Raw genomic sequence first — 26556 nt, 5'->3', positions numbered from 1 at the left:
TACTGTTGTGATATGACTTAATCATTTGAATTTTAAATATTTACTTATCTGTTCATACGGGAACAAAATCTCTTTTGGACCATCCGCATAGGAAGCTGTTTCATACGAATTGTAATATAGTAACAGGCCTTCCTCAGTGTAAAATATATTTTGAGGCAATTGAAAAACATCTTTTTCGAACATCAATCCTGTTGCATTTATGTTCGCTTTAGCCGGTATTTTATATTTTTTTCGGAACTCTTTTTCGGCGAAAGCCTTAAACTCTTTTTCGTTTTTAAATAATTCATCGCTAAAAATGGTTTTTCCGGTATCAGGATTAAATAGAAGCGAACGAAAGCCCTGATATCCGTGAGCACCGCCTGTAAAAGTATAGTGATCCAGTTTAATGTTTAAAATCTGATCGGATTGATATTCAATATTTCCTTTCACTTTAGCTTCCCAGCCGAATGTTTCAGTTGGGAATTTTTTATGCATTTCTTCATAAGAACCAATAAAAGAATCAACCAGGCTTTTATAATCTTTAACTTCTGAAGGTTTTTCTCCGAAATAAACAATGTCTTTTAAAACACCTAATATCTTTTTATTAATACTGTCAGCTACAACAGGAATATTTTTTGCAATTGGTACTTCGATTGTAATTTTAGGACAGTCTTTTTTGCACGGTATTTTAGATTCTTTTTCAAATACCTCATTTTCAAAAGTTAATGTTTTTGTGCAGCCTGTTAGTAATAGGAGCACCGCGGCAAGAAGAGAATAAAGTTTCATCTTAAAAAGTGTTAATTATACTTAAAGGTAAGAAGTTGTATCTGGATTTGAATAAATTTAAAAGTAAATTTGTGAAAGTATTAAGTATTTAAAATTTATAACTATATGAAATTCAATACAAAAGTGATCCATGGAGGTCAGCATCATGATCCGGCTACAGGAGCTGTTATGCCTCCGGTGTATCAAACTTCAACATATGTTCAGACAAGTCCGGGCAAGCCATTGGGTGATTACGAATATAGCCGCGCCTCAAATCCTACAAGAATGGCTTTAGAAAATGCATTGGCAAGTATTGAGAATGGTACCCGCGGACTGGCATTTTCATCGGGTTTAGCGGCTACGGATTGTATCCTGAGATCATTTAAAGCAGGTGATGAAGTAATTGCTATGGATGATTTGTATGGAGGGACTTATAGAATGTTCTCCAGAATTTACAAAGACTCGGGAATTAAATTCCATTTTGCTGATATGACTGATATTGCAAAACTGAAATCTTTGATCAATGAAAACACCAAGTTAATCTGGATAGAAACGCCAACAAATCCTTTAATGAAACTGGCCGATATTGAGGAAATCGCCAAAATCACAAAACAAAACAAAATCTGGCTGGCGGTAGACAATACTTTTGCAACACCTTATTTGCAAAAACCACTTGATTTAGGTGCCGATATCGTAATGCATTCGGCAACCAAATATTTAAGTGGTCATTCAGATGTTATTGCCGGAGCCTTAATTGTGAAAGATGAAGCTTTGGGTGAACAATTGCATTTTCAGCAATTTGCAACCGGGGCAACATTAGGACCAATGGATAGTTTTCTGGTTTTGAGAGGAATAAAAACACTTTCGTTAAGAGTTCAGAGACATTGTGAAAACGGAGAAAAGGTAGTTGAATTTTTAAGTAACCATCCAAAAATTAAAACCGTTTATTATCCTGGATTAAAAAGTCACCCATTTCATGAAATTGCTAGAAAACAAATGAAAGCTTTTGGCGGAATGGTGTCTTTTACTTTCGCTTCAGGTAGAAAAGAGGATTCAATTGCTTTTTTAGAGAAACTTAAAGTATTTACTTTAGCAGAATCTTTAGGAGGAGTAGAGTCATTGGCGAATCATCCGGCTTTAATGACCCATGCATCTATTCCGGCAGATAAAAGAGCTGAGGTTGGAATTACAGATGATCTTGTGCGCCTAAGTGTAGGTATTGAAGATGCTGAAGATTTAATAGCGGATTTAGAACAAGCTTTATCATAAAAACAAAACCCCAATTCTTTCGAGTTGGGGTTTGTGTTTTAATATTATTATTGCTTTTAGAATTCTAAATAGTGGGAATATCCAAAATTAAACCACACTTGCGAATCATTTGCTTTGTTTTCTTTGTAAAGATCCCGGTTCGGATTTAATCCGTCAATCCAGTCAGAATTGAATCCCTGATAGCGTACTTCAAAAAGCAAATCGTTCATTTCATCCAGTTTATATTGTACGCCAACTCCAAGAAGCAGAGAAAATGCAATGCCGTTTTCGGATGCAAAACCGTATTTATGACCATCTGATGGTACTAAATACTTGTCAAAAGTTGTTGCTGGCGATCCTAATGGACCAAGAGAAGAATTCGCTTTAGTGTCATAGTAACTTGCCATAGCACCAACACTTAAATAAGGGTAAAAACTGCCTACATGTTTTTCGAATTCATGAATCGTCATAAAGGGCGAGTAATTTATTTGAGCTCCAATATTTAGCATACTGGTTTTTCCACTCATCGCTTTTAGTTTTTCTTTTCCGGCAGATGGCTTGCCTTCAATCCATTTTCCATAATGCTGAAAGTTGGTATGAGAAAACGAAATTTCAGAACGAACTTTAAAGTGTTCATTAAAATATTCATTGCCATTAGCAGCTGATGAGAAGTTTATCCAATGAACCGCACCAATTCCAAATCCGGTATTTCCGATATTTGTAGATTGATCGTGTCTTTGTCCGTAATCAGACTGAAATGCTACTGGGCCAGCGATCAATCCAATTTCGTAGGCTAATTGTGCATTTGATACCGTGGTAATACCAAATATTGTAAAAAAAGTTAAGGCTATTTGCTTGAACATGAGTTTTTCCGCTTTCAAATCATGGGCAAATATATAAAAAACATAACCGACTTTTAAATAATTAATTAGCCAATTAAAAAATAACTATAAAAACACTTAAAAAGTTAATCATAATATTCTGTTTAGGCTGTAATCTAATTTTTGTAAATGAGAATTTTAAATTTGTTTGAAAAATGTATAATTCTTGTAAAATTGTTATAAAAGATAATTTTCAAATTGATTTTGCTTTACCTTTGTTATGGATAACGAAAACGTTTTCTTAATGAGGTTTTCCTATTTAATTGTACAAATAAATGATTTGTAAGCATAATTTATTTCAAAATGATGAAGCAAAAAATAAATGAGTTTATGGCTCTTGTAGAGTCAAAAAATCCAAATGAACCTGAATTTCTTCAGGCCGTCAGAGAGTTCGCAGAAACAGTAATTCCGTTTATAGCTGAACAAAAAAAATACGATGGAAAAAACTTACTTCTTAGAATAGCAGAACCCGAGCGATCTATAATTTTTAGAGTCCCATGGGTAGATGATAAGGGGGAAATCATTGTAAACAGAGGTTTTCGAATTCAGATGAATTCGGCAATTGGTCCTTATAAAGGCGGAATCAGATTTCATCACACAGTAAATCTTTCAGTTTTGAAATTTTTGGCTTTTGAGCAGGTTTTCAAGAATAGTCTGACAACTTTGCCAATGGGAGGAGGAAAAGGAGGTTCTGATTTTGACCCTGAAGGAAAATCTGATGGTGAAATTATGCGTTTCTGTCAATCGTTTATGACAGAATTATGTCGCCATATCGGTCCGGATCTGGATGTCCCTGCCGGAGATATTGGTGTTGGTGCCAGAGAAATTGGGTACTTGTTTGGTCAGTATAAAAGAATCAGAAATGAATTTACTGGTGTTTTGACTGGAAAAGGCCTTGCTTATGGAGGATCATTAATCAGACCAGAAGCTACAGGTTATGGAGTAGTATATTTTACGGATCAAATGTTACGTACTATTGGTCACGAAATAAAAGGAAAAATAGTGGCTATTTCAGGGTTTGGAAATGTTGCCTGGGGCGTTGCTTTAAAAGTAAATGAACTTGGAGGAAAAGTAGTTACGATTTCTGGTCCTGACGGTTATATTTATGATGAAGAAGGGATCTCTGGAGAAAAAATTGATCATATGCTGGAAATGCGGGCAACTGGAGACAACAGGGCAGAAAGATATTTAGAGAAATATCCAAATGCTATTTTCCATAAAGGTAAAAGTCCGTGGGAAGTAAAAGTAGATATTGCAATTCCATGTGCCACCCAAAATGAGTTGAATGGTGAAGATGCTCAGAAACTTATTGATAATGGTGTTTTGTGTGTAACTGAGGCTGCAAATATGCCTTCTACATTAGATGCAATTAAATTGTTCTTAGATAATAAAGTGCTTTTTGCTCCCGGAAAAGCGGCAAATGCGGGCGGAGTTGCTGCATCCGGATTAGAAATGACCCAAAATTCTATTCGCCTAAACTGGACAAGCGAAGAAGTAGATTTGAGACTAAAAGAAATAATGGTCGGCATTCATAACCAGTGTAAAAAATACGGTGCTGAAGAAGATGGATATGTAAATTACGTGAAAGGAGCTAACATTGCCGGCTTTGTTAAGGTTGCAGATGCGATGCTTGCTCAGGGAGTAGTATAGCTTTTATTTAGATTTTAAAGAGTGCCTTTGTTTTATACTTAAAAATAAAATGAAGGCATTCTTAGTTTTAAAAAACTTCTGATGTTTAAAATAGAATTTTAAAAAGAACAAAAATCAAATACTTTCGTTTGTAGTATATTTGTCAATCTGAATCTTTCAAGCAAATGAAAAAAAAGTTTCTTTATATTCTGTTTCTTATAATTGTTCAAAATTGTTTTTCTCAGGGAGCATTATCCTGGCAGGGCTATTTTTCGTATAATAATATTAAGGATATTTCTGTAAGTCCAACAGCTATTATTGCTGCTTCTGAAAATGCTTTGTTTTCAAAGAACTTAACGACAAATGCTATTACAACGACCACAACAATTGAAGGTCTTTCAGGACAGACTATATCTTCAATACATTACAGCGAAGCTTTAAAAAAAACAATTATAGGTTATGAAAACGGTTTGATAATTGTCATAAAAGAAAAAGATGGAAGTATGTTAAAAGTTGTAGATATTATCAATAAACAGCTACCATCAAATCTAAAAAAGATCAATCATTTTATGGAGCATAACGGATTGATTTATGTTTCCTGTGATTTCGGAATTGTACAGTTTAATTTGGTAACTTCAAAATTTGGAGATACTTATTTTATTGGGGATGCAGGTGCTGAAATCAGTGTAAAACAAACCACTCTTTTTAATGGTTTTATTTATGCAGCTACTTCAAGCGGAATAAGACGAGCAGATAGTACTAATGCAAATTTAGTTGATTACAAACAATGGGCGGTAGTTAACTCAGGTGATTGGTCAAGTGTTGAAACGCTGGACACAGTGCTTATTGCAGTTAATTCTGGCGGGTATATTCATAGGTATAATTCAAATTCATTTGTTGGCTTTTTTCAGCTTCCACAATCTTCTACAGATATGAGGGCCATAAATCACCAGTTGTTTATAACTACGCCCGGGGCAATTTATGTTTACAATAATCAAATGGTTCTCAGTCGGCAGATCTCTAATACTCAGGTTTTAGATGCAAGTTTGAATTTTAGTTGTGCAACTGCTATTGATGATTTTATTTATATTGGAACTAAAGAAAATGGGTTATTTACTTCTTCCCTTTCAGTTTCAACAGTTTTTGAAAATAAAACACCAGGTGGACCTTCAAAAAACAACATTTTTTCAATTTATGCTGCTTCAAATCAAACTTGGGCAGTATATGGGGATTACGATTTGTTTTATAATCCGTATGCTCTAGATAGCTACGGTATTAGTAAATTTAGCTCGTCTGGTTGGTTAAATATTCCATATTCCAGTGTTTTAAACGCTCAGTCAATAACCAGAATAATTGTAAATCCAAAAAATACAAATGAGGTTTTTGCAAGTTCTTTTTTCTCTGGATTGTTAAAAATTGAAAATGATGTTCCAACTGTTTTATATAATGAGAAAAATAGTGGTTTAGAAAGTTTAACAGCCGGAGGTCCAACTTATATTGATATTCGTATTAATGGAACCGCTTTTGATCAAGCAGGGAATTTTTGGGTAACTAACAGCCGAATAGAAAATGGATTGAAAGTTTTAAAAACAACTGGGCAATGGCAAAGTTATTCGATGAGAAGTATTCTTTCAAAAGCCGAAGACGTAAGTTATGCAGATATTGTGATTGATAAAAATAATGTAAAATGGATAGCAACAAATAGAGATGGAGTAGTTGGTTTTAACGAAACAACAAATACGTTCAAGAAAATGACAACGGGTACTGATGCTGGAAATTTGCCAGTTGCTGATGTCAGAGCGATAGCAGTTGATACGAAAAATCAACTCTGGATTGGAACGACAAAAGGACTTCGCATTTTGACAAACGTAGGTAGTTTTCAATCCGAAAATCAATTAAAAACAAATCCAATTATTATTATCGAGGATAATTTAGCTCAGGAATTATTATATGAACAATTTATCACTTCAATTGCCGTTGATGGAGCTAATAATAAATGGATAGGAACTGTAGATTCAGGTGTTTTTATGGTATCGCCAAATGGTCAGGATACAAAATATCATTTTACGATAAACAATTCGCCCTTACCAGCTAATACTATAAACGATATTAAAATCAATGATAAAACTGGTGAGGTTTTTATTGCGACTAATAAAGGAATGATTTCCTTTAAAGGGGTAGCAACAGAAGCAGTTGATAATTTAAATAATGTATATGTATACCCAAATCCAGTACGGCCATCATATACGGGAACGATTAAAGTAGCCGGATTAATAGATAAGGCTAATGTTAAAATAACTGATGTAGAAGGGAATTTAGTTTATGAGGCAATATCAGAAGGAGGAACAATAGAATGGGATACAACTGCTTTTGGTCGTTATAAAGTAGCATCAGGAGTTTATATGATTTTTATTTCTTCAAAAGATGGTGCTGAAACAAAAGTTAAGAAAGTTATGATTGTAAGATGATTTGATTGTTACTCATAAATGATTTAGATTCAATATGAAAAGCTTACCAAATTTAACTTCATTAAGATTTATTTTGGCATCGTTGGTTGTGTTTTTCCACACGTTTCAATTTAGTAAAAATAGAGGTTTTACTTCTTATGATAATTTTTCCATTTTTGATAAAGGAGAAGAAGCTGTTTTTATGTTTTTTTCATTAAGTGGTTTTTTAATTATAAGACAATTATATATTGAGAAGTCAATTTATAATTCAATTAATTTGCAACACTTTTTTTTAAGAAGGATTTTAAGGATTTTTCCATTGTACTATTTAATATTAATCTTTGGATTACTATATTATAGGTTTATTTTACCATGGTTTGGATTTAATTTTCAAAATAATTATAATTTTTTACATGGTATTTTTTTATCAGCCACTTTGTTTTCAAATATTTTTGCCTCATATAAGCCAGGAGGTATAATAGAAATATTATGGTCAATAGCAATAGAAGAACAGTTTTATCTGCTAATAGCGCCATTAATTTTCGTATTGCCGTTAAAAAATATAGTAAGGTTTTTGTTGTTTTTTACAGTTTTATATTTCTGGCTCTATTTTTCAGATTTTGTTGATTTTTTAAAAAGCTATAAAATGTTATTTTTTTATTTTTCTTTTAGCGGAATGTGTTCAGTCATATTGCTAAATGAAAAGATAAGGATTCAAAAAATTAGATATTTTGTTTTTATAACTCTTGTGGTATATTTTACAACATCTATCTTTAAAGATAATTTGAGTAATTGGGCTTATCATTTTTTCAGTATGATATTATTCGGATTGACGATTTGCCAATTAGTGGAAAAACCAATCCTGATATTGGAAAGTAAAGTGTTGAATCATTTGGGCAAAATATCATATGGTATATACATGTATCATGCTATAATGATGCAAATTGTAGGATTAGTTTTTTTAAAATTTGATTTTCACTTAAAAGTGTCAAGCTTTTGCTCAATAATTATTTTTAATTTTTTAGTTTTTACTTTTACAGTTTTAACAGCAAATTTGTCATATAGATATTTCGAAAGTTATTTTTTAAATTTGAAGAAAAGACTAAGCAAATAATAATTTTTGACATGGCTAATTTGAATTTTAACGCTATTTGAATATTTAATATATGCTGGTTAAAACCAAAGCAATCGTTATTTCGGCTTTAAAGTTTAATGAAAAAAGCCTGATCGTAAAATGCTTCACACTTTCAAACGGACTGAAATCCTATTTTGTGCGTGACGCTTTTTCGAGTCGGAAAGCAAGCCAGAAAATTGCTTATTTTCAGCCTCTGTCTATTCTCGAAATAGAAGCAGTGCATAAAAATAAAGGCACTTTAGAAAACTTCAAAGAAATCAAAACAGCTGTTCCTTTTCAAAGCATTCATACAGATCTTGTAAAAAGTACAATGGTCATGTTTCTTTCTGAAATTTTGCATTATTCAATACAGGAAGAAGAAAAGAATGAATCATTGTTTGTGTTTTTAGAAACAGCGCTCACATGGCTCGACCATCACGATGAAATTTCTAATTTTCATTTAATTTTAATGTTGGAAACTACAAAATATTTAGGTTTTTATCCTGATATTTCAGAACTTGATTTGCCATATTTTGAAATGAATAATGGTGTTTTTACTCTTTTTAAAGGATCAGATTCCCTGTCTGAACACGAAACAAATCTGTTTAAAAAACTACTGACTTTAAAATTTGATAATGATCAGAAAACCTTTCACGTGATTGAAAAACAAATACTGCTAAAGATTCTGATTGATTATTACAGCTTTCATTTAGATGGTTTTAAAAAACCTAAATCACTTGAGGTTTTGAAAGAAATATTTTCTTAAATAAAGTTTAATTTGTATATATTCGCAGACAATTATTTCATTCATAATTGCCACATATCTATTCATTAATTAAAAAAATCTACTATGAAGAAAATTACTTTTTCAATTATTTTACTTCTGGCTGTTTCGATTTCTGCTGTTTCTCAAAGGAAGTATGATGAAATTGTTACAACAGAAAATGCCGTTCAGGATTTAGTACAAAACGAAATTACCGGTGTTGTTGTATTTAAGGAAGGCGGAACTATAAAAGGCTTAGATCCGGAAACAAAAAAAATTGTCTGGACCCTGACTAAAGATGATTTTGGAACTACTTCAGCAGGAGATATTTTGACAGATCCTGATTTTGGAAAAATTTTTAAGGAGAAAAGCGATTTAACCAGTGTTCCGGGAAGTCCATACGTTGAAGCTTATATCAATAGCAAATATTTAATTATTAATACCGATAGCGGGAAAGTAGTTTACAATTCATCTAAAGAATCGTTCTGGGTAACGCAGTCAGATTTTATTCCTGAAACAGACGAATATCTGCTTACTTTGAAAAAAGACGGTGACATGGCAATCGCTTTATTGGATATGAAAACAGGAGAATTGAAATGGAATACTACAGTAGATAAAGCAAAATCATTATTTAGTTTTTCTTTTAAAGAATCTGCAAACACAAATATTGCGACAGTACACGGATCAGTTATTTACTATTTGTTGTACGGAAAATTATATTCTTTCGACAGAAACTCAGGGAAATTAAACTGGAAAGGTGAAGAAGATTATTCTAAATTCTTTTTAACTCAAAATGATAAAAATATTGTGGTAGTTAATAATGCAGGAACTTTTTCTACCAAACAATACTTAAATGTGTTGAATACTGAAACAGGAAAAAGTATCTGGAAAGAATCTATCAAAACAAAAAGAGTGGTTTATCTGGAAGACTGGGGGACAAAAATCTTAGTAGCTCACTACAGCGGTTTTAATTTTTATGATTTAACTTCAGGTGAAAAAATATGGAAAAAAGATGCTCGTGGAGACGGTTTAAAAAGAGTTATCCCAATCGATCAGGATTTCTTATATGTAGCTGAAAACGAAATGATGCTAATCAACAAAGACGGTGAAAAACTTTGGAAAAAATTCATCGAAATTTCTGACGACAAAGAAGATCCAATTTATTATTTAGGAAAAGTAGGTGAAAAAGTTATGTACCTGACAGGTACTTACGGAAATATGGTTGATTACAAATCAGGAATTAAACTTTGGAAGCGTAATATTAATTTTGATAAAAATCGTCCTGTATTACCTGCTTACGATGAAGCTACAAATTCTTACGTAGTTTATAACGACGAAAAATTATACAAGTTTGATCCAAGTATTAGCGATAAACCGGAGCCTTTCGCAAAAGTAAATATCAAAAAAGAAAAAGAATTAAACAGTATAGAGCAGTTTCCTTGGGGAGTTGTACTTTCTGGACCAGTTGAAGTAATGGGGGTAAATGTTGACGGAACAATTAAATACCACCATACTTATACACAGCCAGGTGAAGGAACAAGACGTCTTATTAAAAGTGCTGCTATTGCAGGAAGCATTGGTATGGGTATAGGTTCAGCAGTAAGCGATATCAAAGGAGCTGAATTAACAATGACATACCGTGATTCTTCAGGAAAGATGAGATCCACAGTTATAAAAAAGGAAGATAAGACTAACCAGGATCAGGCAAAAGCTTATGCAGCAGGATCAGCAGCTCTTGGCATGGTAGCAGCTAAATTTAATTCCCGTTTTAATGCGATGAAACAAAACAGAGATTTCTCTTATATTTTTGCAAAAGCAGATACTGGAGAAAAAGTTTTGGTTAAAGTTAGTAAAGCGGATGGTGTTGAAGTAGATAAAATTATTTTTAACAACAATAAACCGGTTTACGAAATCGATCCGGCAACTCAGAATATCTTTTATGTTTCTGATAAGTCTATTCAGATTTTTAACAAAAAATAAAAAATGTAAAACCTTTAAGGCCATCAGATACAATTTCTGATGGCTTTTTTTGCCTATGAAAAAAACAGTACTCTTAATCGTTTTGCTTGTAATTGGTTCAATGCAGGCACAAGAAAAAATAAGCTCTAAAACCAAGAAATTTAAAATTCCGATAATTAGATATCCCGAGTACCAAGTTCTAGACAACGTATTAACTCAGACCGCTTTTTATCAAATGGATAAATCACTGCAGGAAGAAGAATCTAATTTAAAGAAACATTTTTTTAATATTAATGGATATATAAAAGATCCCGTAAACGGCAAACTTAAATTTTTTTTAACTTTTGCCATGCCCAGATATACAGATTCGAATATTGACAGTACTTATAATAAAAAAGAAAATAAATGGACTTACAGTGGTCGTTCTAACTATTTGACAAATGTAAGACTCGATGTTAAATATGGAGATAAGATTTTATTGACTAAAGATTTTGGAGGTTCAGAATCCTATTCATTGAGTATCGGAAATAATGGTTTAGGTGAAGTGAAAATTGCAGTTTCAGAACATGATAAAAAAGTAAGAGCTGCAGTTAAGGAGGCAGATTACAGTACTATAGGGCTTGGGTTTGACAATGTAATTTATCAGGCAGCAGCAAGAATCCAGGATTTTTTAAATTATAAATTTGGATATTCGCCTGATAAATCGAAGGAAAGATTTGAATTTGTAACATCAAAAGGACATTCAGAATACAAACAGATGCTTGCTTTTGAGACAGAAATTACAGCTCAGATGGAGAAAGTAAGCCTTGAAAAAGGTTTAGATGAGAAATTACTAACACCACATTTGCTGTATTTAGAAAGTTTATTAGTAAAATATCCGCCTTCCCCTGCAAATGAAGATATTCGTTTTATTGTTACTAACAATCTGGCGCAGACTTATTTTTTACTTGAGAATAAAGAAAAAGCATTGCAGTATGCTAATCTATTGATTGAAAATGACAAACAGGATTCAAGGGGGTCTGCTATTTTAGAAAGAGTAAACAAGGCTAATTTTGCAGATAAAAAGATAAGAAATCACACTACTCGTTTTATTGAACTTAAAAAATTAGGAGCGAAAATTGAAGAAGAAAAAGAAGAAAAACGATTAGCTTTTTTTGAAAAAATAGAGCAGCAGGAAGCAGAATGGGAAACTGAAAAAGCCAACCGTGAAGCAAAACTGGAAAAAGCCAAAATCCAAAGGAATAATATGCTCGATTCGATTCCGTATCAGCTTAATGCTAAATTGTTAGCAAAAGTAATTGCCAGTCTGGGAGGAAGTGATGCTTTGAAGAAAATTGAAAAAGCACATCTTTTTTCTAAACTTACGATTGAAGGAAATAAAGTGCCTCAGACAGAAGAAAAATGGGCTACAAATTCTAATTATCTTCTTAGAAAAAAAATGCCTGAAAGCTATTATGAAATTTTGAATGGAGCAGAAGCCTGGAGTCATGATGACCGTGAAAGCGGCGTAAATGCAAAATGGGCAAAACTTACCTCTTATGATCATAATAATTTATCTAAGAATGCTGATTTAGTAAACTTTCTTACTGATTTAAGACTCGATTTGTGGAATAATTTTGAAGTTTTGGAAGATGAAATGTACGAAGGAAGATTATGTTATCATTTAAACTACTTTGAAAAAACACTAAGCACAGGAAACAGAACAATTCCAAAAACGGATTATCATGTTTTTATAGATAAAGAAAATTTCAATATAGTTTCAACAGAAAAAACAGAATTTGATAACGGAAATAAGAGTTTCTTCGAGAGAAAACTTTTTGGAGATTATCGTCCGGTTGCAGCCCTGAATTCGGGAAAACTTCCGTACAATGTGCGTTACGAAATTGAAGATTTTAATGGCGAGACTATCTATCAGGAACAAAGGGAAAAAGTAGAAATAAACCCGGTTTTTGGAAATCGTATTTTTATGAAAGAAGTTTATTTCGGAGGATTTAAATAGTCTTTAATTTCTTTAAAAAAAATAACATAGAATTGACTACTTTTTGGTTTATTGACTCCTATCTTTGAGATTAGTACCAGAAAGTAGTCAATTCTTTTGTTTTTGATCTGGTATGTCTCTATAAAAGTGTGAAATTTCAAGAAATTGATGGACAATAATTCAAAATTCCTTACTTTCGCACCTCGTTTAAGAAAAGGATAAAATGAGTACAAAATTTACTGAATACAAAGGACTTGACTTGCCAACTGTAGCGTCTGAAGTTCTTGATTTTTGGAAGAAAGAAAATATATTTGAAAAAAGTGTAACTACTCGCGAAGGTGCTGAACCTTACGTATTTTTTGAAGGTCCGCCTTCAGCAAACGGATTACCGGGAATTCACCACGTAATGGCACGTGCGATTAAAGATATTTTTTGCAGATATAAGACTCAAAAAGGTTTTCAGGTAAAAAGAAAAGCCGGTTGGGATACTCACGGTTTGCCTGTAGAATTGGGTACCGAAAAAGAACTAGGAATTACAAAAGAAGATATTGGTAAAACGATTTCTATCGAAGAATATAACGAAGCGTGTAAAAAAACCGTAATGCGTTATACCGACGTATGGAATGATTTGACCGAAAAAATGGGTTATTGGGTTGATATGGAAGATCCGTATGTGACTTATAAACCAAAATATATGGAGTCTGTTTGGTGGCTTTTGAAACAAATCTACGATAAAGGTTTGTTGTACAAAGGATACACAATTCAGCCTTATTCTCCAAAAGCAGGAACGGGATTATCTTCTCACGAAGTAAATCAGCCGGGTGCTTACCGTGATGTTACCGATACTACGATTGTAGCGCAATTCAAGACTTTGCCGGAAACTTTACCAAGCTTTTTACAAGGTTTTGGTGATATTCATATTTTGGCCTGGACGACAACGCCATGGACATTGCCTTCAAACACCGCTTTGACCGTTGGTCCAAAAATCGATTATGTTTTAGTTAAAACTTTCAATCAATATACTTTTGAACCAGTAAATGTTATTTTGGCTAAAAACTTAGTTGGAAAGCAATTCGGAAAAGGATTTTTCTTAAGTGAAGACGACGCTGATTTTGACAATGTGAAAAACGGCGACAAAAAAATTCCATACAAAATCTTAACCGAAGCAAAAGGAAAAGATTTAGTAGAAATCCGTTACGAGCAATTATTGCCTTACGTTTTACCTTATGAAAATGCTGAAAATGCATTTAGAGTAATCGCTGGTGATTTCGTTACAACAGAAGATGGAACGGGAATTGTGCATACAGCACCAACTTTTGGTGCAGATGATGCTAAAGTTGCAAAAGAAGCAAAACCGGAAGTTCCGCCGATGTTGGTTTTAGACGAAAACGGAACTCCGGTTCCATTAGTAGATTTACAAGGGAAATTCACCTCACATTTAGGTGATTTAGCGGGTAAATACGTTAAGAATGAATATTACGATGCAGGAAAAGCTCCGGAGAAATCTGTAGATGTTGAAATTGCAATTCGTTTAAAAGAAGAAAATAAAGCATTTAAAGTTGAAAAATACGTGCACAGTTATCCGCACAGTTGGAGAACAGACGAGCCGTTATTATACTATCCTCTAGATTCTTGGTTCATTAAAGTAACCGATGTAAAAGATAGAATGTTCGACCTGAACGAAACTATCAATTGGAAACCTAAATCTACTGGTGAAGGACGTTTTGGAAATTGGCTTAAAAATGCCAACGACTGGAACTTATCTCGTTCTAGATATTGGGGAATTCCGTTGCCAATTTGGAGAACTGAAGACAAAAAAGAAGAAGTTCTTATTGGTTCTATTGAAGAATTGTACAATGCGATCGAGAAATCTATTGAAGCTGGTTTTCAAAAAGAAAATCCGTTTAAAGGTTTCGAAATCGGAAACATGTCCGAATCAAATTATGATTTAATTGATTTGCATAAGAATGTTGTTGATAAAATTACTTTAGTTTCTGCTTCTGGAAAACCAATGAAGCGCGAAAGTGATCTAATCGACGTTTGGTTTGATTCTGGAGCTATGCCGTATGCACAATGGCATTATCCATTTGAAAACAAAGACAAAATTGACGAAAACAAAGATTTTCCGGCTAATTTTATTGCTGAAGGAGTAGACCAGACTCGTGGATGGTTTTATACATTACACGCGATCGGAACTTTGGTATTTGATAAAGTGGCCTACAAAAATGTAGTTTCAAACGGTTTAGTGTTGGATAAAAACGGACAAAAAATGTCTAAACGTCTGGGTAACGCAACAGATCCTTTTGAAACCATTGCAGAATACGGTCCAGATGCGACACGTTGGTATATGATTTCAAACGCTAATCCTTGGGATAACTTGAAATTTGATATCGAAGGAATTGCTGAGGTTCGCCGTAAATTCTTTGGAACCTTATACAACACGTATTCTTTCTTTTCGTTATATGCCAACATCGACGGATTTAAATATGAAGAAGCTGAAATTCCGTTAAACGAAAGACCGGAAATCGATCAATGGATTATTTCTGAACTGCATACGTTAATAAAATTTGTTGACGAATGCTACGAAGATTACGAGCCTACAAAAGCAACAAGAGCGATTTCTGACTTCGTTCAGGAAAACTTAAGTAACTGGTACGTTCGTTTATGCCGTCGTCGTTTCTGGAAAGGCGAATATGCTAAAGATAAAATCGCAGCTTACCAAACGCTTTATACTTGTTTGCTTACAATCAGTAAATTGAGCGCTCCGGTTGCTCCATTTTTTATGGATAAATTATACCGTGATTTAACAGCTTCGACGGGAACCGAGGATTTTGCTAGTGTTCACTTGGCTGAATTCCCAAAATTTGTCGAAAACTTTGTTAATAAAACGTTGGAAAGCAAAATGCAGAAGGCGCAAACTATCTCATCTTTGGTTTTATCACTACGTAAAAAGGAGATGATCAAAGTGCGTCAGCCTTTGCAAAAGGTAATGATTCCAGTACTTGACGAGAATCAGCGTGCTGAAATCGAAGCTATTTCCGACTTGGTAAAAGCTGAGGTAAACGTGAAAGAAGTGGAACTTTTAGATGATGCATCAGGTATTTTGGTAAAACAAATTAAACCTAATTTTAAAGCATTAGGTCCACGTTTTGGTAAAGATATGGGGTTGATTTCTAAGGAGATACAAGGTTTTTCTGCAGAGCAGATCAATCAGTTGGACAAGCAGGGAACGCTAGATATTGTTATTGCAGGAAATAATGTAACTTTATCATTAGAAGACGTCGAAATAACATCGCAGGATATCGAAGGATGGCTGGTTGCAAATTCAAACGGAATTACAGTTGCGCTTGACATCACCATATCTGAAGAATTGAAAAATGAAGGTATTGCGAGAGAATTGGTAAACAGAATTCAGAATATCCGTAAAGATTCAGGATTTGAAGTTACTGATAAGATCAAAGTACAAATAAAAAGAGACAGCATTTTAGAAGAAGCTGTTTCAAAAAATGAAGATTATATAAAATCGGAAACATTAACACACGAACTGGTTTTTGCTGACGCTTTAGAAAACGGCACAGAAATTGAGTTTGATGATATTAAAACAATGATATTAATTTCAAAATAAGTATAAATACCATGATAGATGAAATTACAAGATACTCAGACGCTGATTTAGCAGAGTTCAAAGAAATAATTCAGGCAAAAATTAAAAAAGCACAAGAAGATCTTGATTTGATCAAAAGTGCCTATATGAACGATTTGAATAACGGAACAGACGATACTTCTCCAACTTTCAAAGCTTTTGAAGAAGGAAGTGAAACAATGTCTAAAGAAGCAAACTCTCAGTTGGCTATCAGACAAGAGAAATTCATTCGTGACTTAAAAAATGCCTTATTCCGTGTTGAAAATAAAACATACGGTATTTGCAAAGTAACAGGTAAACTAATTGGCAAGGAAAGGCTTAAAATCGTGCCTCATGCAACAATGAGTATCGAAGCTAAAAACATGCAAAGATAAATCACCTTCAAATTACAAAAGAATTAACGCTCCATCAGGGGCGTTTTTTTTGATTTAATTGTTATTTTTGCCAACATTAAAATTCACAACATGTCATTAAGAAAAGCATATCTCCTTATATTCATAATATTATTAATTGATCAGGTTTCTAAAATCTATGTAAAAACAAATTTTATTTTAGGTGAGGAGGTTATGATTTTCAATTGGTTTAAAATACATTTCATAGAAAATGAAGGGATGGCATGGGGAACTAAAATCCCCGGAGAATATGGTAAATTAATTTTGACTGTATTTAGGATTTTTGCTGTTTTCGGCATTGGATACTGGTTATATGATTCTGTAAAAAAACATGCGTCTTCTTATTTAGTTGTGGCCATTGCACTTATTTTTGCGGGAGCTGCCGGGAATATTCTGGATTCTGTTTTTTATGGTGTCATTTTTGACAGCAGTTATAATAATTTAGCAACTCCTTTTTCTCCTGAGCCGTATGGTACATGGTTTCATGGTTTGGTTGTAGATATGTTTTATTTTCCTATCTGGAAAGGAGATTTGCCTGCATGGATTCCTTTTTTTGGAGGAAAGCGATTTGAATTTTTTAATGCTATTTTTAACGTTGCTGACGTGGCCATTTCTACAGGTGTAGGTATTTTGCTTGTTTTTAATAAAAGAGCATTTCCAAAACATTGATCTTGTTTTAAAAAGTCAAAAAAAAATAAAATCCAAATTCTAATAGTATGTGATTGCCATCATCTATTAGAATTTGGATTTTGCATTTATTGGTTTTAATATTTAATGTGCTATTTTTACAAGACTAAAACCAAGCTTATGCAAAGCCCGTCTTTCTCAATTTATGATGCTTCTGCAGGTTCCGGAAAAACCTATACTCTGGTTAAGGAATATCTTAAAATCATTCTTTCTTCGCCTAAAAATGATGCTTATCGAAATATCCTTGCAATAACATTTACGAATAAGGCAGTCCATGAAATGAAAGGCCGTATTGTTGGAAGTTTATCTGAATTTGCCAAAGACGAACCTTCAGAAAAAGCCATAGATCTGATGGAAGATTTGTCCCGGGAAACAGGACTTTCTGTAATTAAAATCAAAACAAAATCTCAAAATATTATCAAGCATCTTATTCATAATTATGCTGCTTTTGATATTTCTACCATAGATAAATTTACGCATAAAGTAATCCGGGCTTTTGCTCACGATTTAAATTTGCCCATGACTTTTGAGGTGACTCTGGATACCGAAAATTTGTTGATTGAAGCTGTTGACGCCATTATTGCACAGGCAGGTCAGGACGAAACACTGACTAAATTGCTGATTGATTTTACAATGGAAAAGACCGATGATGATAAAAGCTGGGATGTTTCGCGTGAAATCCTTGAAACAGGTCGTTTGGTTTTGAATGAAAATAATCGAAATGAAATTATTCATTTTAACGATAAAACGATCGAAGAATTTGTTGTCATTAAAAAGAAAATGCTGGCTTTGTGTCAGGAATTAGAATCAGAAAATGAACAATTAGCTGTTGAGGCGCTTTCTTTAATCGATAAAAATGGAATCGACTTAAAATCTTTTTCCCGTGGGACTTTTCCAAATCATTTAGAAAGTATTCGTGACGGAAAATTCAATCCCAAAAATAAAACCTTTCATCAATTTGAAGATATTGCAATTAACAAAACGGCTAGTGACAGGGCTTTGATTGAAAATAGTATTCCGCAGCTGCTTCAGATATTAGACAAAGTCTATAAAAACTTTGAAAAAAGGGATTTTTACAAGGCCTTTCTAAAAAATATTACGCCACTTTCTTTGTTGAATACAGTTAGTAATGAGCTGGCTAAAATTCAATCGGAACAAAATGTATTGTCAATTTCAGAATTCAATGCGATTATTCATCGTGAAATCCAGAATCAGCCTGCGCCATTTATTTACGAACGTTTAGGCGAACGATACCGTCATTTTTTTATAGATGAGTTTCAGGACACTTCAGAGATGCAATGGCAAAATTTAATTCCGCTGATCGATAATGCACTTTCCGGACAGGATGATTTAGGTAATAAAGGAACCTTGATGATTGTTGGGGATCCAAAGCAATCAATTTATCGCTGGAGAGGAGGAAAAGCAGAGCAATTTATTGAGCTAAGTAAAGATTTAAATCCGTTTAATAACCCCGATAAATCTATAAAACATTTAGATACCAATTATAGAAGTTACAGCGAAGTAATTGATTTTAATAATGCTTTTTTTAAATTAATTTCTGCTGAATTTTCAAATGAGGATTATAAAAATTTATACGAAAATCATAGTTTTCAGAATGCAAACTCTAAAAAAGGAGGTTATGTAAATATTTCTTTTCTGCCTATAATTGAAAAAAATGATTTTGCAGATGAAGAAGAAGAGATTGAAAAGTCAGATTTGTATGTTCTGACAACTTTAAATACAATTCAGAAAGTTCTTCATGAAGGTTTTGAATACAAAGATATAGTGATTTTAACCCGTAAAAGAGATCAGGGAATCGCTATTGCAAATTATTTGACAGAACAAAATGTTCCGCTTTTGTCATCAGAAACATTGATGATTCAAAATGCTACTGAAGTGAGGCTGATCATCCATTTGCTGAAGTATCTCAATAATAGCATTGATTTGGAGGCAAAAGCAAATTTTCTGCATTTTCTGGGAAATGCAAAGGAGATCGAAATGCCAATTCATGATTTTATTGCAGAAGGAATGAATCAGAAAGCTGAAGATGATTTTGAAAAATGGCTTTTATCCTTTGATGTTTCGCTTTCTTTTGAAAATATTCGAAAAAAATCACTTTATGAGGCCGTAGAGATTATCATATCAAAATTTATTCTCCCTTCAGAAGGAAATGCTTATGTGCAATATTTTCTTGATATTGTCCTGGAGCGTGATATTCGAAATCAGGCAGGAATAGCTGATTTTCTAGCTTATTGGGATAAGAATGGAGAAAAATTTAGTATTCCGTCTCCCGAAGGAAATAATGCAGTTCGTATTATGACAATTCATAAATCGAAAGGTTTAGAATTTCCGGTGGTAATTATGCCTTTTGCAGAAGAAGATTATAACAGAAAACCCAAAGATAAACTCTGGCTGGATACTGAAGAAGCAGATTTGGGAGTTCCGAAAGCTCTCATTGATAATAGTAGTGCTGTAGAAAGTTTTGGAGAAAATGCTTCTGCTGTTTTTAATCTAAAAAAGCAAGAGGAGCTATTAGATAATATTAATGTTTTGTATGTAGCATTAACAAGGGCAGAAGAGCAGTTGTATGTTATTTCTCAATCGCTAAAAGAAAGAAAAGATGGAGAATTTCCAAGTAATATGGCTTCATTTTTTATTAAATTTTTAATCCATAAAGGAATTTATGATCCTGATAAAATGGAATATGAATTTGGAAATTCAAAGAAATTTTCTGTATCTGATAAAACACTGACTGTGTTGAAAACAATTCCGGTTGTTTCGGAAGTTTTAAATCTGAAAAATATTAAAATTGCTCAGCGTGAAGCCTTAATGTGGGGTACACACCAGCAAGAGGCAATTTCATATGGTAATATTGTGCATGAGATTTTAGCTTTCGTGAAAAATAAGTCAGATATTGAATTAGCGCTTACAAAGGCAATTGAAAATGGATTGATAACACAAGATCAAAAAGAAATTGTTGCTAAAACACTATTTGAAATCGTAAACCATCCAGAGATAAGTATTTGTTTTAACGAACAAAATACTGTGTTAAATGAGTATACAATAGTCCAAAAGGAGGGGAAAATCTTAAAACCGGACAGAATTGTGTTGACAAAGGATATGGAAGCTTATTTGCTGGATTATAAAACCGGAGCTAAAAATCCTAAATACGTGCATCAAATTCAGGAATATCAAAATGCAATTGAAGATTTAGGATACAAAGTGTTAAAAAGAACTTTGGTGTATATAGGTGCTGAAATTGATGTGGTAAATTTGTGATAAAATTAATCAGATGTTAAATGATTTACGTAGCTTTAATTTGGCTAATGTATTAATTTTTAACATATTATAAATATTGAGATGTACGGAAAAATTAAAGAGTATTTACAAAGTGAGCTCCACGCAATTGAAGAAAACGGGATTTTTAAAAAAGAACGTATTATAACCTCTGCTCAGGATGCAGAAATTACTATTTCTACAGGGGAAAAGGTTTTGAATTTTTGTGCTAATAATTATTTAGGACTTTCATCGCATCCTGAAGTAATTCAGGCAGCAAAGAATGCAATGGATACACACGGTTTTGGGATGTCATCTGTTCGCTTTATCTGCGGAACACAGGATATTCATAAAACTTTAGAGAAGAAGATTGCAGATTTTTATGGTACAGAAGATACTATTCTTTATGCAGCCGCTTTTGATGCTAATGGAGGAGTTTTTGAGCCCTTATTAGGAGAAAATGATGCTATAATCTCAGATAGTCTGAACCATGCCTCTATTATTGATGGGGTACGTTTGTGTAAAGCTGCCCGTTATCGTTATGAAAATAGTAACATGGCAGATTTAGAACAGCAATTGATTAAGGCTAATGAAGCTGGTGCACGTTTTAAATTAATCGTTACAGATGGTGTTTTTTCTATGGACGGACTTGTAGCGCCACTGGATGAAATTTGTGACCTTGCAGATAAATATGATGCAATGGTGATGGTGGATGAATGTCATGCAGCCGGATTCATTGGAGCAACAGGAAAAGGAACCCTTGAGGCAAAAGGGATAATGGGAAGGGTTGATATCATAACGGGGACCCTCGGTAAAGCTCTTGGAGGTGCAATGGGAGGATATACTACTGCCAAAAAAGAAATCATCGAATTGCTACGCCAGCGTTCACGTCCTTATTTGTTTTCAAATTCTTTAGCTCCCGCAATAGTGGGCGCTTCAATTAAAGTTTTTGAACTCCTGGAAAAAGATACATCTTTAAGAGATAAATTGGCCTGGAATACCAGTTACTTTAAAGAAGGAATGAAAAAAGCAGGTTTTGATATTATAGATGGGGATTCAGCCATTGTTCCTGTGATGTTATACGATGCAAAATTATCCCAAACGATGGCTAATGAGCTTCTAAAAAAAGGAATATATGTAATTGGCTTCTTTTTTCCTGTAGTTCCTAAGGGCAAAGCACGAATTAGGGTACAGTTATCTGCAGCTCATACTAAAGAACATTTAGACAGAGCAATAGAAGCATTTGTATTTGTAGGCAAAATGTTAAAAGTTATATAATTACCATTTTGAGGAATTTTTGTAGGTTTTTTTTAACATAACATTTTGTATTTAAAAAATTACGTGTTACTTTTGTCTATAATTAACTAAATTGTAATTAAAAAAAATAAGTATGAAACATCTTAACAAACTTTTTGTTGCTGTATTAATGGCGATGGGCTTAAATGCTCATGCACAGGACAGTAACAATCCATGGGCTATCTCTTTTGGGGTTAATGCCGTTGATACCAGAACAAGTTCTGGTTCAGGAAGTGGTTTCTTTGATCAACACTTTTCTCAGCCATTCGCTGTTAAAGACAACTGGAATATTCTTCCTTCTTTATCTTACATTGGTGTATCTAGATACGTTGGAAGTGGTTTTTCTCTTGGTTTACAAGGTTCTGTAAACAAAATTGATAAATATGTTGTATTTGATCCATCAAGTGCAGATCATGACTCAAGAGGAAATGTTGTTTACAATCCAGGAGATTTAATGTACTACGGAATTGATGCTACTATTAAATATAGCTTCCAGGAATTAATTAAATCTAAAGTAATTGATCCTTCGTTATCTGTTGGTGGAGGTTATACTTTCTTTGGTGATAGCAGTTATGGAACTGTTAATCCAGGTGTTGGTTTAACTTTTTGGTTTACAGATGCTATTGGTCTTGAACTTGCTTCAAGATATAAATGGGCTGTAGGTGGTGATAGAGAAGATGCTTCTGGTACTCCGGATGCTCCATCTCACTTCCAGCATACTGCAGGTTTGGTTTTCAAATTCGGAGGTAAAGATACTGACGGAGACGGAGTTTACGATAAAGATGACGCTTGTCCGGATGTTGCTGGTTTGAAACAATTCAATGGTTGTCCTGATACTGACGGAGACGGAATTGTTGATGCTTCTGATGCTTGTCCAGATGTATTTGGTCTGGCTGCGTTAAACGGATGCCCTGATACAGACGGAGACGGAATTGCTGATAAAGATGATGCTTGTCCGGATGTTGCTGGTTTAGCTGCTTTAAAAGGTTGTCCTGATGCTGACGGTGACGGAGTTGCTGATAAAGATGATAAATGTCCTAATGAGGCTGGTCCAAAAGAAAACGGTGGTTGTCCTTTCTTAGATGCTGATAAAGATGGAGTTTTAGATAAAGATGATGATTGTCCTACTGTAGCTGGTCCAGCTAGTAACAGAGGTTGTCCTGAAGTAACTACTGAAGCATTAGAAGAACTTAAAGTTCAGGCTAGAGCTGTTTACTTTAACTCAGGTAAAGCTACATTCAAAACAGGAGATAAAGAAACTCTTGCAAGATTAGATGCAATTAAAGAAATCCTTAAAAACTATCCTAATGCGAAATTCAGTATTGAAGGTCATACAGATAGTGATGGTTCAGACAAATTGAATCAAAAACTTTCTGAAGACAGAGCAGCAGCAGTTATGAATGCATTAATCGAAAGAGGAATTAGTGTTGATAACTTAGTTTCTAAAGGTTTTGGTGAGTCTCAACCAGTTGCAAGTAATAAAACTCCAGCAGGTAAAGCTCAAAACAGAAGAACTGAAATCAAACATATTGGTTCTAAATATGAAGGTAAACTATAATTTACTTTTCTAAATAATTTTAAAAAGCCATTCTTAATTGAATGGCTTTTTTTATTTTTATCATATGATAAACACTTCTTTTTTAGAAAAAATTGCAGCTACTATTATTCAGGATTATTCCGATAGATTATTTGAAATTACTATTGTTCTTCCTAACAAAAGAGCTAAGGTTTTTTTGATTGAAGCATTAAGGAAACAAACAAATAAAACCATTCTCTCTCCTGATATTATTTCAATTGAGGATTTTGTACAGGAAGTTGCTTCTATTCGTTCTGTTGATTCAATTGAATTGTTGTTTGAATTTTACGAAGTTTATCTCTCTGTTACAGAAAAACAGCATCAGCAGTCATTTGAATTATTTGCAAATTGGGCAAAAACACTTCTTCAGGATTTTAATGAAATTGATCGCTATCTTCTGGAGCCTTCTCATGTTTTGTCTTATCTAAAAGATATTGAAGATATTAAAAAGTGGGGTATTGAAGTTGAAAATAAAACGAAACTCCTTGAAAATTATATTGATTTTTGGAAATTGCTGCCAATTTATTATGAAGCTTTATATAGCCATTTGTTAAATAAAGGTTTTGGTTATCAGGGGTTAATATATCGTGAAGCAGTAAATAACTTAAATCATTTTTCAAACGCTATTTCGAATAAAACTTATGTTTTTTCGGGTTTTAATGCTTTAAATGCTGCTGAAGAGAAAATAGTACAGCATCTTTTAGCTCTTGATCAGGCAAAAATTTATTGGGATATAGATCAAACTTTTCTAAATGACCCTTACCATGATGCAGGACTTTTTGTAAGGCGGTTTAAAGAAAACTGGAAACATTATAAATCAAATCCTTTTGAGTGGATTACGGATGATTTTTCTCAGACAAAGAATATTCAGGTAATAGGAACCCCAAAAACTATTGGACAGGCAAAACTTTCCGGAAGCATTATTGAAAGTATTCTGAAAGATAATCCAGGTTCTTCTCTTGATAAAGTAGCAATTGTGCTTGGTGAAGAAAATTTACTTATACCAGTTTTGTATTCTTTGCCAAATTCTGTTGGTGCATTGAATATTACTATGGGGTATTCAGGTAAAAACAATCCGTCACAAATTTTAATTGCCAAATTGTTCAAAATGCATACAAATGCTCTTTCCAGAAATGGGGCAAGTTATGTTTTTTATTACAAAGATGTGCTTGATATTCTCACACATCCGTTGATTCAGCCTTTTGCCAAAACCGGTCAATTAGTTAAAGTTATAAAGGAAAATAATTATACTTTTATTACCCATAACAGATTAAACGAACTCAATTTTAATCCGTCAGATTTATTTAGTCTCCTGTTTAGAAAATGGGAAAATGGGGCTCTGGTTGTACTCGAAAGTATTTCGGCACTTTTGCTTTTGATTAAAGAAAATTTCAGTAATGACAATGAAGAAGAGAAAATCGCAAAAACTTTTGTGTTCTCTATTTTTAAAGTTATCAATAAGTTAATCAATTATTATTCTAAGCATACTCATATAGATAATATCCAGACTTTGTATGCAATTTATAAGCAAGTAATAGACGTTGCAGAGGTTTCTTTTGAAGGAGAACCTTTAAATGGGTTGCAAATTATGGGGGTTTTGGAAAGCCGCGTCCTTGATTTTGATACCGTAATTGTAACTTCTATGAATGAAGGGAAATTTCCTGCCGGCAAATCTCAAAATTCATTTATCCCATATGATGTAAAGAGGGAGCTTGGGTTGCCGACTTTTAAAGAAAAAGATGCTATTTATACGTATCATTTTTATCATTTGCTGCAAAGAGCTAAAAATATCTATCTGATACATAATACCGAAAATGACGGACTAGATGCCGGCGAACGAAGCCGATTTATTACACAATTAGAAGTGGAAAAGCAACCAAAACATAATTTAACTTTTGATATTTACAATCCGGTACTGCCAACAACTGCATATAAACCAATGTCAATTCCAAAGTCAGATGCCGTAATGGAGCGTTTGAAAGAAATTGCTTCTACAGGATTTTCTCCTTCTGCACTGACAAGCTATATTCGGAATCCAATCGATTTTTATTTTCAAAAAATACTTCGCATCCGGGAAGTCGAAGAAGTTGAAGAAAATATTGCTTTGAATACACTCGGAACCATAATTCATGAAACACTGAAAGCCTTATATGAACCTTTTATTGGTAATTTTATTTCGGAATCCGATATTTTGAATTGCTTTAAGCTTTTAGATAACGAGGTTTTAAAACAGTTTAAGCTGGTTTACAAAGAAGGTGAAATCAAAAAAGGACGTAATCTTCTGGCTTTTGAAGTTGCAAAACGTAATGTTTCTAATTTTTTAAAAATGGAATTGGAGGCAATCAAAAATGGGGATGCAATTAAAATTATCGCTTTGGAAGAAACATTTGGACGCAATTTAATTCATCCTAGTCTGCCATTTCCTGTTTTAATCAAAGGAAATGTAGATAGGATTGAACTACGTAACGGAAAGATAAGAATCATTGATTATAAGACAGGAAAAGTTGAAAAAGCTAATGTTGTCCTGAAATCATGGAACGGTTTGACTCAGGAGCTTAAAAATGATAAAATTATTCAGGTATTGGCTTATGCTTTTATGTTTGAAAAGGAAGCTGGGGAATTTCCTGTAGAAGTAGGAATTATTTCATTTAAAAATTTGAAGTCTGGTTTTTTACCGTTCGGATTTAAGGAAGATAAAGAATTGGATATCACTGTTACTAGTGAAAAGTTAAATAATTATTTGAATGAGGTTGTATTGTTGTTAAATGAGATTTTTGATGCTAATATTCCTTTCGAAGAAAAAATAAATTGATTGTCAGAAAGCTATTGAATATATTCGGATTTTTAAAGCTGTTAGATAATTTGTTTTGCCGAATGACTCTTCAAAAGATGTCTCCAATTATAATAGATTGCTTTGAACATG

Annotated in this window: 16 protein-coding genes; 14 read left to right on the top strand and 2 right to left on the bottom strand. The window is 33.3% G+C overall.

The genetic code is table 11. The features are described from left to right. Positions 1-21: 21 nt before the first annotated feature. Entirely contained in the window at positions 22-765 is a 744-nt protein-coding gene (locus K8B81_RS14265; RefSeq protein WP_223682250.1) for a DUF3298 and DUF4163 domain-containing protein, read from the bottom strand. Positions 766-870: 105 nt separating this feature from the next. Here K8B81_RS14265 and K8B81_RS14260 point away from each other — a divergent pair, with 105 nt between their 5' ends. Further along, positions 871-2013 carry a cystathionine gamma-synthase gene (locus K8B81_RS14260; RefSeq protein ID WP_223682249.1) on the top strand — a complete coding sequence of 381 codons (1143 nt, stop codon included), beginning with the start codon at positions 871-873 and terminating at the stop codon, positions 2011-2013. A gap of 56 nt (positions 2014-2069) precedes the next feature. On the opposite strand, the gene K8B81_RS14255 is transcribed toward K8B81_RS14260, so the two are convergent. Continuing rightward, the gene (locus K8B81_RS14255) at positions 2070-2855 is read right to left on the bottom strand and encodes a THC0290_0291 family protein (RefSeq protein WP_223682248.1); all 786 of its coding nucleotides are present in this window, start codon (positions 2853-2855) and stop codon (positions 2070-2072) included. 324 nt (positions 2856-3179) lie between these two features. On the opposite strand from K8B81_RS14255, the gene gdhA reads away from it, so the two are divergent. The 13 genes from gdhA (at position 3180) to K8B81_RS14190 (ending at position 26445) form a co-directional block, all read left to right on the top strand. After that, positions 3180-4523 carry an NADP-specific glutamate dehydrogenase gene (gdhA, locus tag K8B81_RS14250; protein ID WP_223682278.1) on the top strand — a complete coding sequence of 448 codons (1344 nt, stop codon included), beginning with the start codon at positions 3180-3182 and terminating at the stop codon, positions 4521-4523. A gap of 164 nt (positions 4524-4687) precedes the next feature. Next, positions 4688-6970 (top strand): type IX secretion system anionic LPS delivery protein PorZ, encoded by a 2283-nt coding sequence (gene porZ / locus K8B81_RS14245; protein ID WP_223682247.1) that lies wholly within the window; start codon positions 4688-4690, stop codon positions 6968-6970. A gap of 34 nt (positions 6971-7004) precedes the next feature. Further along, a complete protein-coding gene (locus K8B81_RS14240; protein WP_223682246.1) occupies positions 7005-8063 on the top strand; it encodes an acyltransferase family protein in 1059 nt (352 codons plus the stop codon). Positions 8064-8115: 52 nt separating this feature from the next. Continuing rightward, the gene (gene recO, locus K8B81_RS14235; RefSeq protein ID WP_223682245.1) at positions 8116-8829 is read left to right on the top strand and encodes a DNA repair protein RecO; all 714 of its coding nucleotides are present in this window, start codon (positions 8116-8118) and stop codon (positions 8827-8829) included. An 84-nt stretch (positions 8830-8913) separates the two neighbouring features. After that, positions 8914-10806, top strand: a complete 1893-nt coding sequence (locus K8B81_RS14230; RefSeq protein WP_223682244.1) for an outer membrane protein assembly factor BamB family protein — start codon at positions 8914-8916, stop codon at positions 10804-10806. Positions 10807-10861: 55 nt separating this feature from the next. Then, entirely contained in the window at positions 10862-12784 is a 1923-nt protein-coding gene (locus tag K8B81_RS14225; RefSeq protein ID WP_223682243.1) for an Atg14 domain-containing protein, read from the top strand. A gap of 202 nt (positions 12785-12986) precedes the next feature. After that, positions 12987-16388, top strand: a complete 3402-nt coding sequence (gene ileS / locus K8B81_RS14220) for an isoleucine--tRNA ligase (protein ID WP_223682242.1) — start codon at positions 12987-12989, stop codon at positions 16386-16388. 11 nt (positions 16389-16399) lie between these two features. Continuing rightward, positions 16400-16780 (top strand): TraR/DksA family transcriptional regulator, encoded by a 381-nt coding sequence (locus K8B81_RS14215; RefSeq protein WP_163395408.1) that lies wholly within the window; start codon positions 16400-16402, stop codon positions 16778-16780. Between the two features lie 90 nt (positions 16781-16870). Beyond that, entirely contained in the window at positions 16871-17467 is a 597-nt protein-coding gene (locus tag K8B81_RS14210) for a lipoprotein signal peptidase (RefSeq protein WP_223682241.1), read from the top strand. A 138-nt stretch (positions 17468-17605) separates the two neighbouring features. Then, positions 17606-20764: a UvrD-helicase domain-containing protein gene (locus tag K8B81_RS14205; protein ID WP_223682240.1), complete on the top strand. Its 3159-nt coding sequence runs from the start codon at positions 17606-17608 to the stop codon at positions 20762-20764. A gap of 81 nt (positions 20765-20845) precedes the next feature. Further along, a complete protein-coding gene (kbl, locus tag K8B81_RS14200) occupies positions 20846-22039 on the top strand; it encodes a glycine C-acetyltransferase (protein WP_223682239.1) in 1194 nt (397 codons plus the stop codon). 112 nt (positions 22040-22151) lie between these two features. Beyond that, positions 22152-23615 carry an OmpA family protein gene (locus K8B81_RS14195; protein WP_223682238.1) on the top strand — a complete coding sequence of 488 codons (1464 nt, stop codon included), beginning with the start codon at positions 22152-22154 and terminating at the stop codon, positions 23613-23615. A 64-nt stretch (positions 23616-23679) separates the two neighbouring features. Further along, positions 23680-26445, top strand: a complete 2766-nt coding sequence (locus K8B81_RS14190) for a PD-(D/E)XK nuclease family protein (RefSeq protein WP_223682237.1) — start codon at positions 23680-23682, stop codon at positions 26443-26445. Positions 26446-26556: the final 111 nt, after the last annotated feature.

The sequence above is a fragment of the Flavobacterium hibisci genome (assembly GCF_020026925.1).
Classification (GTDB): Bacteria; Bacteroidota; Bacteroidia; order Flavobacteriales; family Flavobacteriaceae; genus Flavobacterium; species Flavobacterium hibisci.
Note: the sequence above shows the minus strand (reverse complement) of the source record. Positions and strands in the feature narration are given on the sequence as shown.

Coding starts and splice junctions, on each gene's coding strand:
- K8B81_RS14265 (WP_223682250.1), bottom strand. CDS start 765: ATGAAACTTTATTCTCTTCTTGCCGCGGTGCTCCTATTACTAACAGGC.
- K8B81_RS14260 (WP_223682249.1), top strand. CDS start 871: ATGAAATTCAATACAAAAGTGATCCATGGAGGTCAGCATCATGATCCG.
- K8B81_RS14255 (WP_223682248.1), bottom strand. CDS start 2,855: ATGTTCAAGCAAATAGCCTTAACTTTTTTTACAATATTTGGTATTACC.
- gdhA (WP_223682278.1), top strand. CDS start 3,180: ATGAAGCAAAAAATAAATGAGTTTATGGCTCTTGTAGAGTCAAAAAAT.
- porZ (WP_223682247.1), top strand. CDS start 4,688: ATGAAAAAAAAGTTTCTTTATATTCTGTTTCTTATAATTGTTCAAAAT.
- K8B81_RS14240 (WP_223682246.1), top strand. CDS start 7,005: ATGAAAAGCTTACCAAATTTAACTTCATTAAGATTTATTTTGGCATCG.
- recO (WP_223682245.1), top strand. CDS start 8,116: ATGCTGGTTAAAACCAAAGCAATCGTTATTTCGGCTTTAAAGTTTAAT.
- K8B81_RS14230 (WP_223682244.1), top strand. CDS start 8,914: ATGAAGAAAATTACTTTTTCAATTATTTTACTTCTGGCTGTTTCGATT.
- K8B81_RS14225 (WP_223682243.1), top strand. CDS start 10,862: ATGAAAAAAACAGTACTCTTAATCGTTTTGCTTGTAATTGGTTCAATG.
- ileS (WP_223682242.1), top strand. CDS start 12,987: ATGAGTACAAAATTTACTGAATACAAAGGACTTGACTTGCCAACTGTA.
- K8B81_RS14215 (WP_163395408.1), top strand. CDS start 16,400: ATGATAGATGAAATTACAAGATACTCAGACGCTGATTTAGCAGAGTTC.
- K8B81_RS14210 (WP_223682241.1), top strand. CDS start 16,871: ATGTCATTAAGAAAAGCATATCTCCTTATATTCATAATATTATTAATT.
- K8B81_RS14205 (WP_223682240.1), top strand. CDS start 17,606: ATGCAAAGCCCGTCTTTCTCAATTTATGATGCTTCTGCAGGTTCCGGA.
- kbl (WP_223682239.1), top strand. CDS start 20,846: ATGTACGGAAAAATTAAAGAGTATTTACAAAGTGAGCTCCACGCAATT.
- K8B81_RS14195 (WP_223682238.1), top strand. CDS start 22,152: ATGAAACATCTTAACAAACTTTTTGTTGCTGTATTAATGGCGATGGGC.
- K8B81_RS14190 (WP_223682237.1), top strand. CDS start 23,680: ATGATAAACACTTCTTTTTTAGAAAAAATTGCAGCTACTATTATTCAG.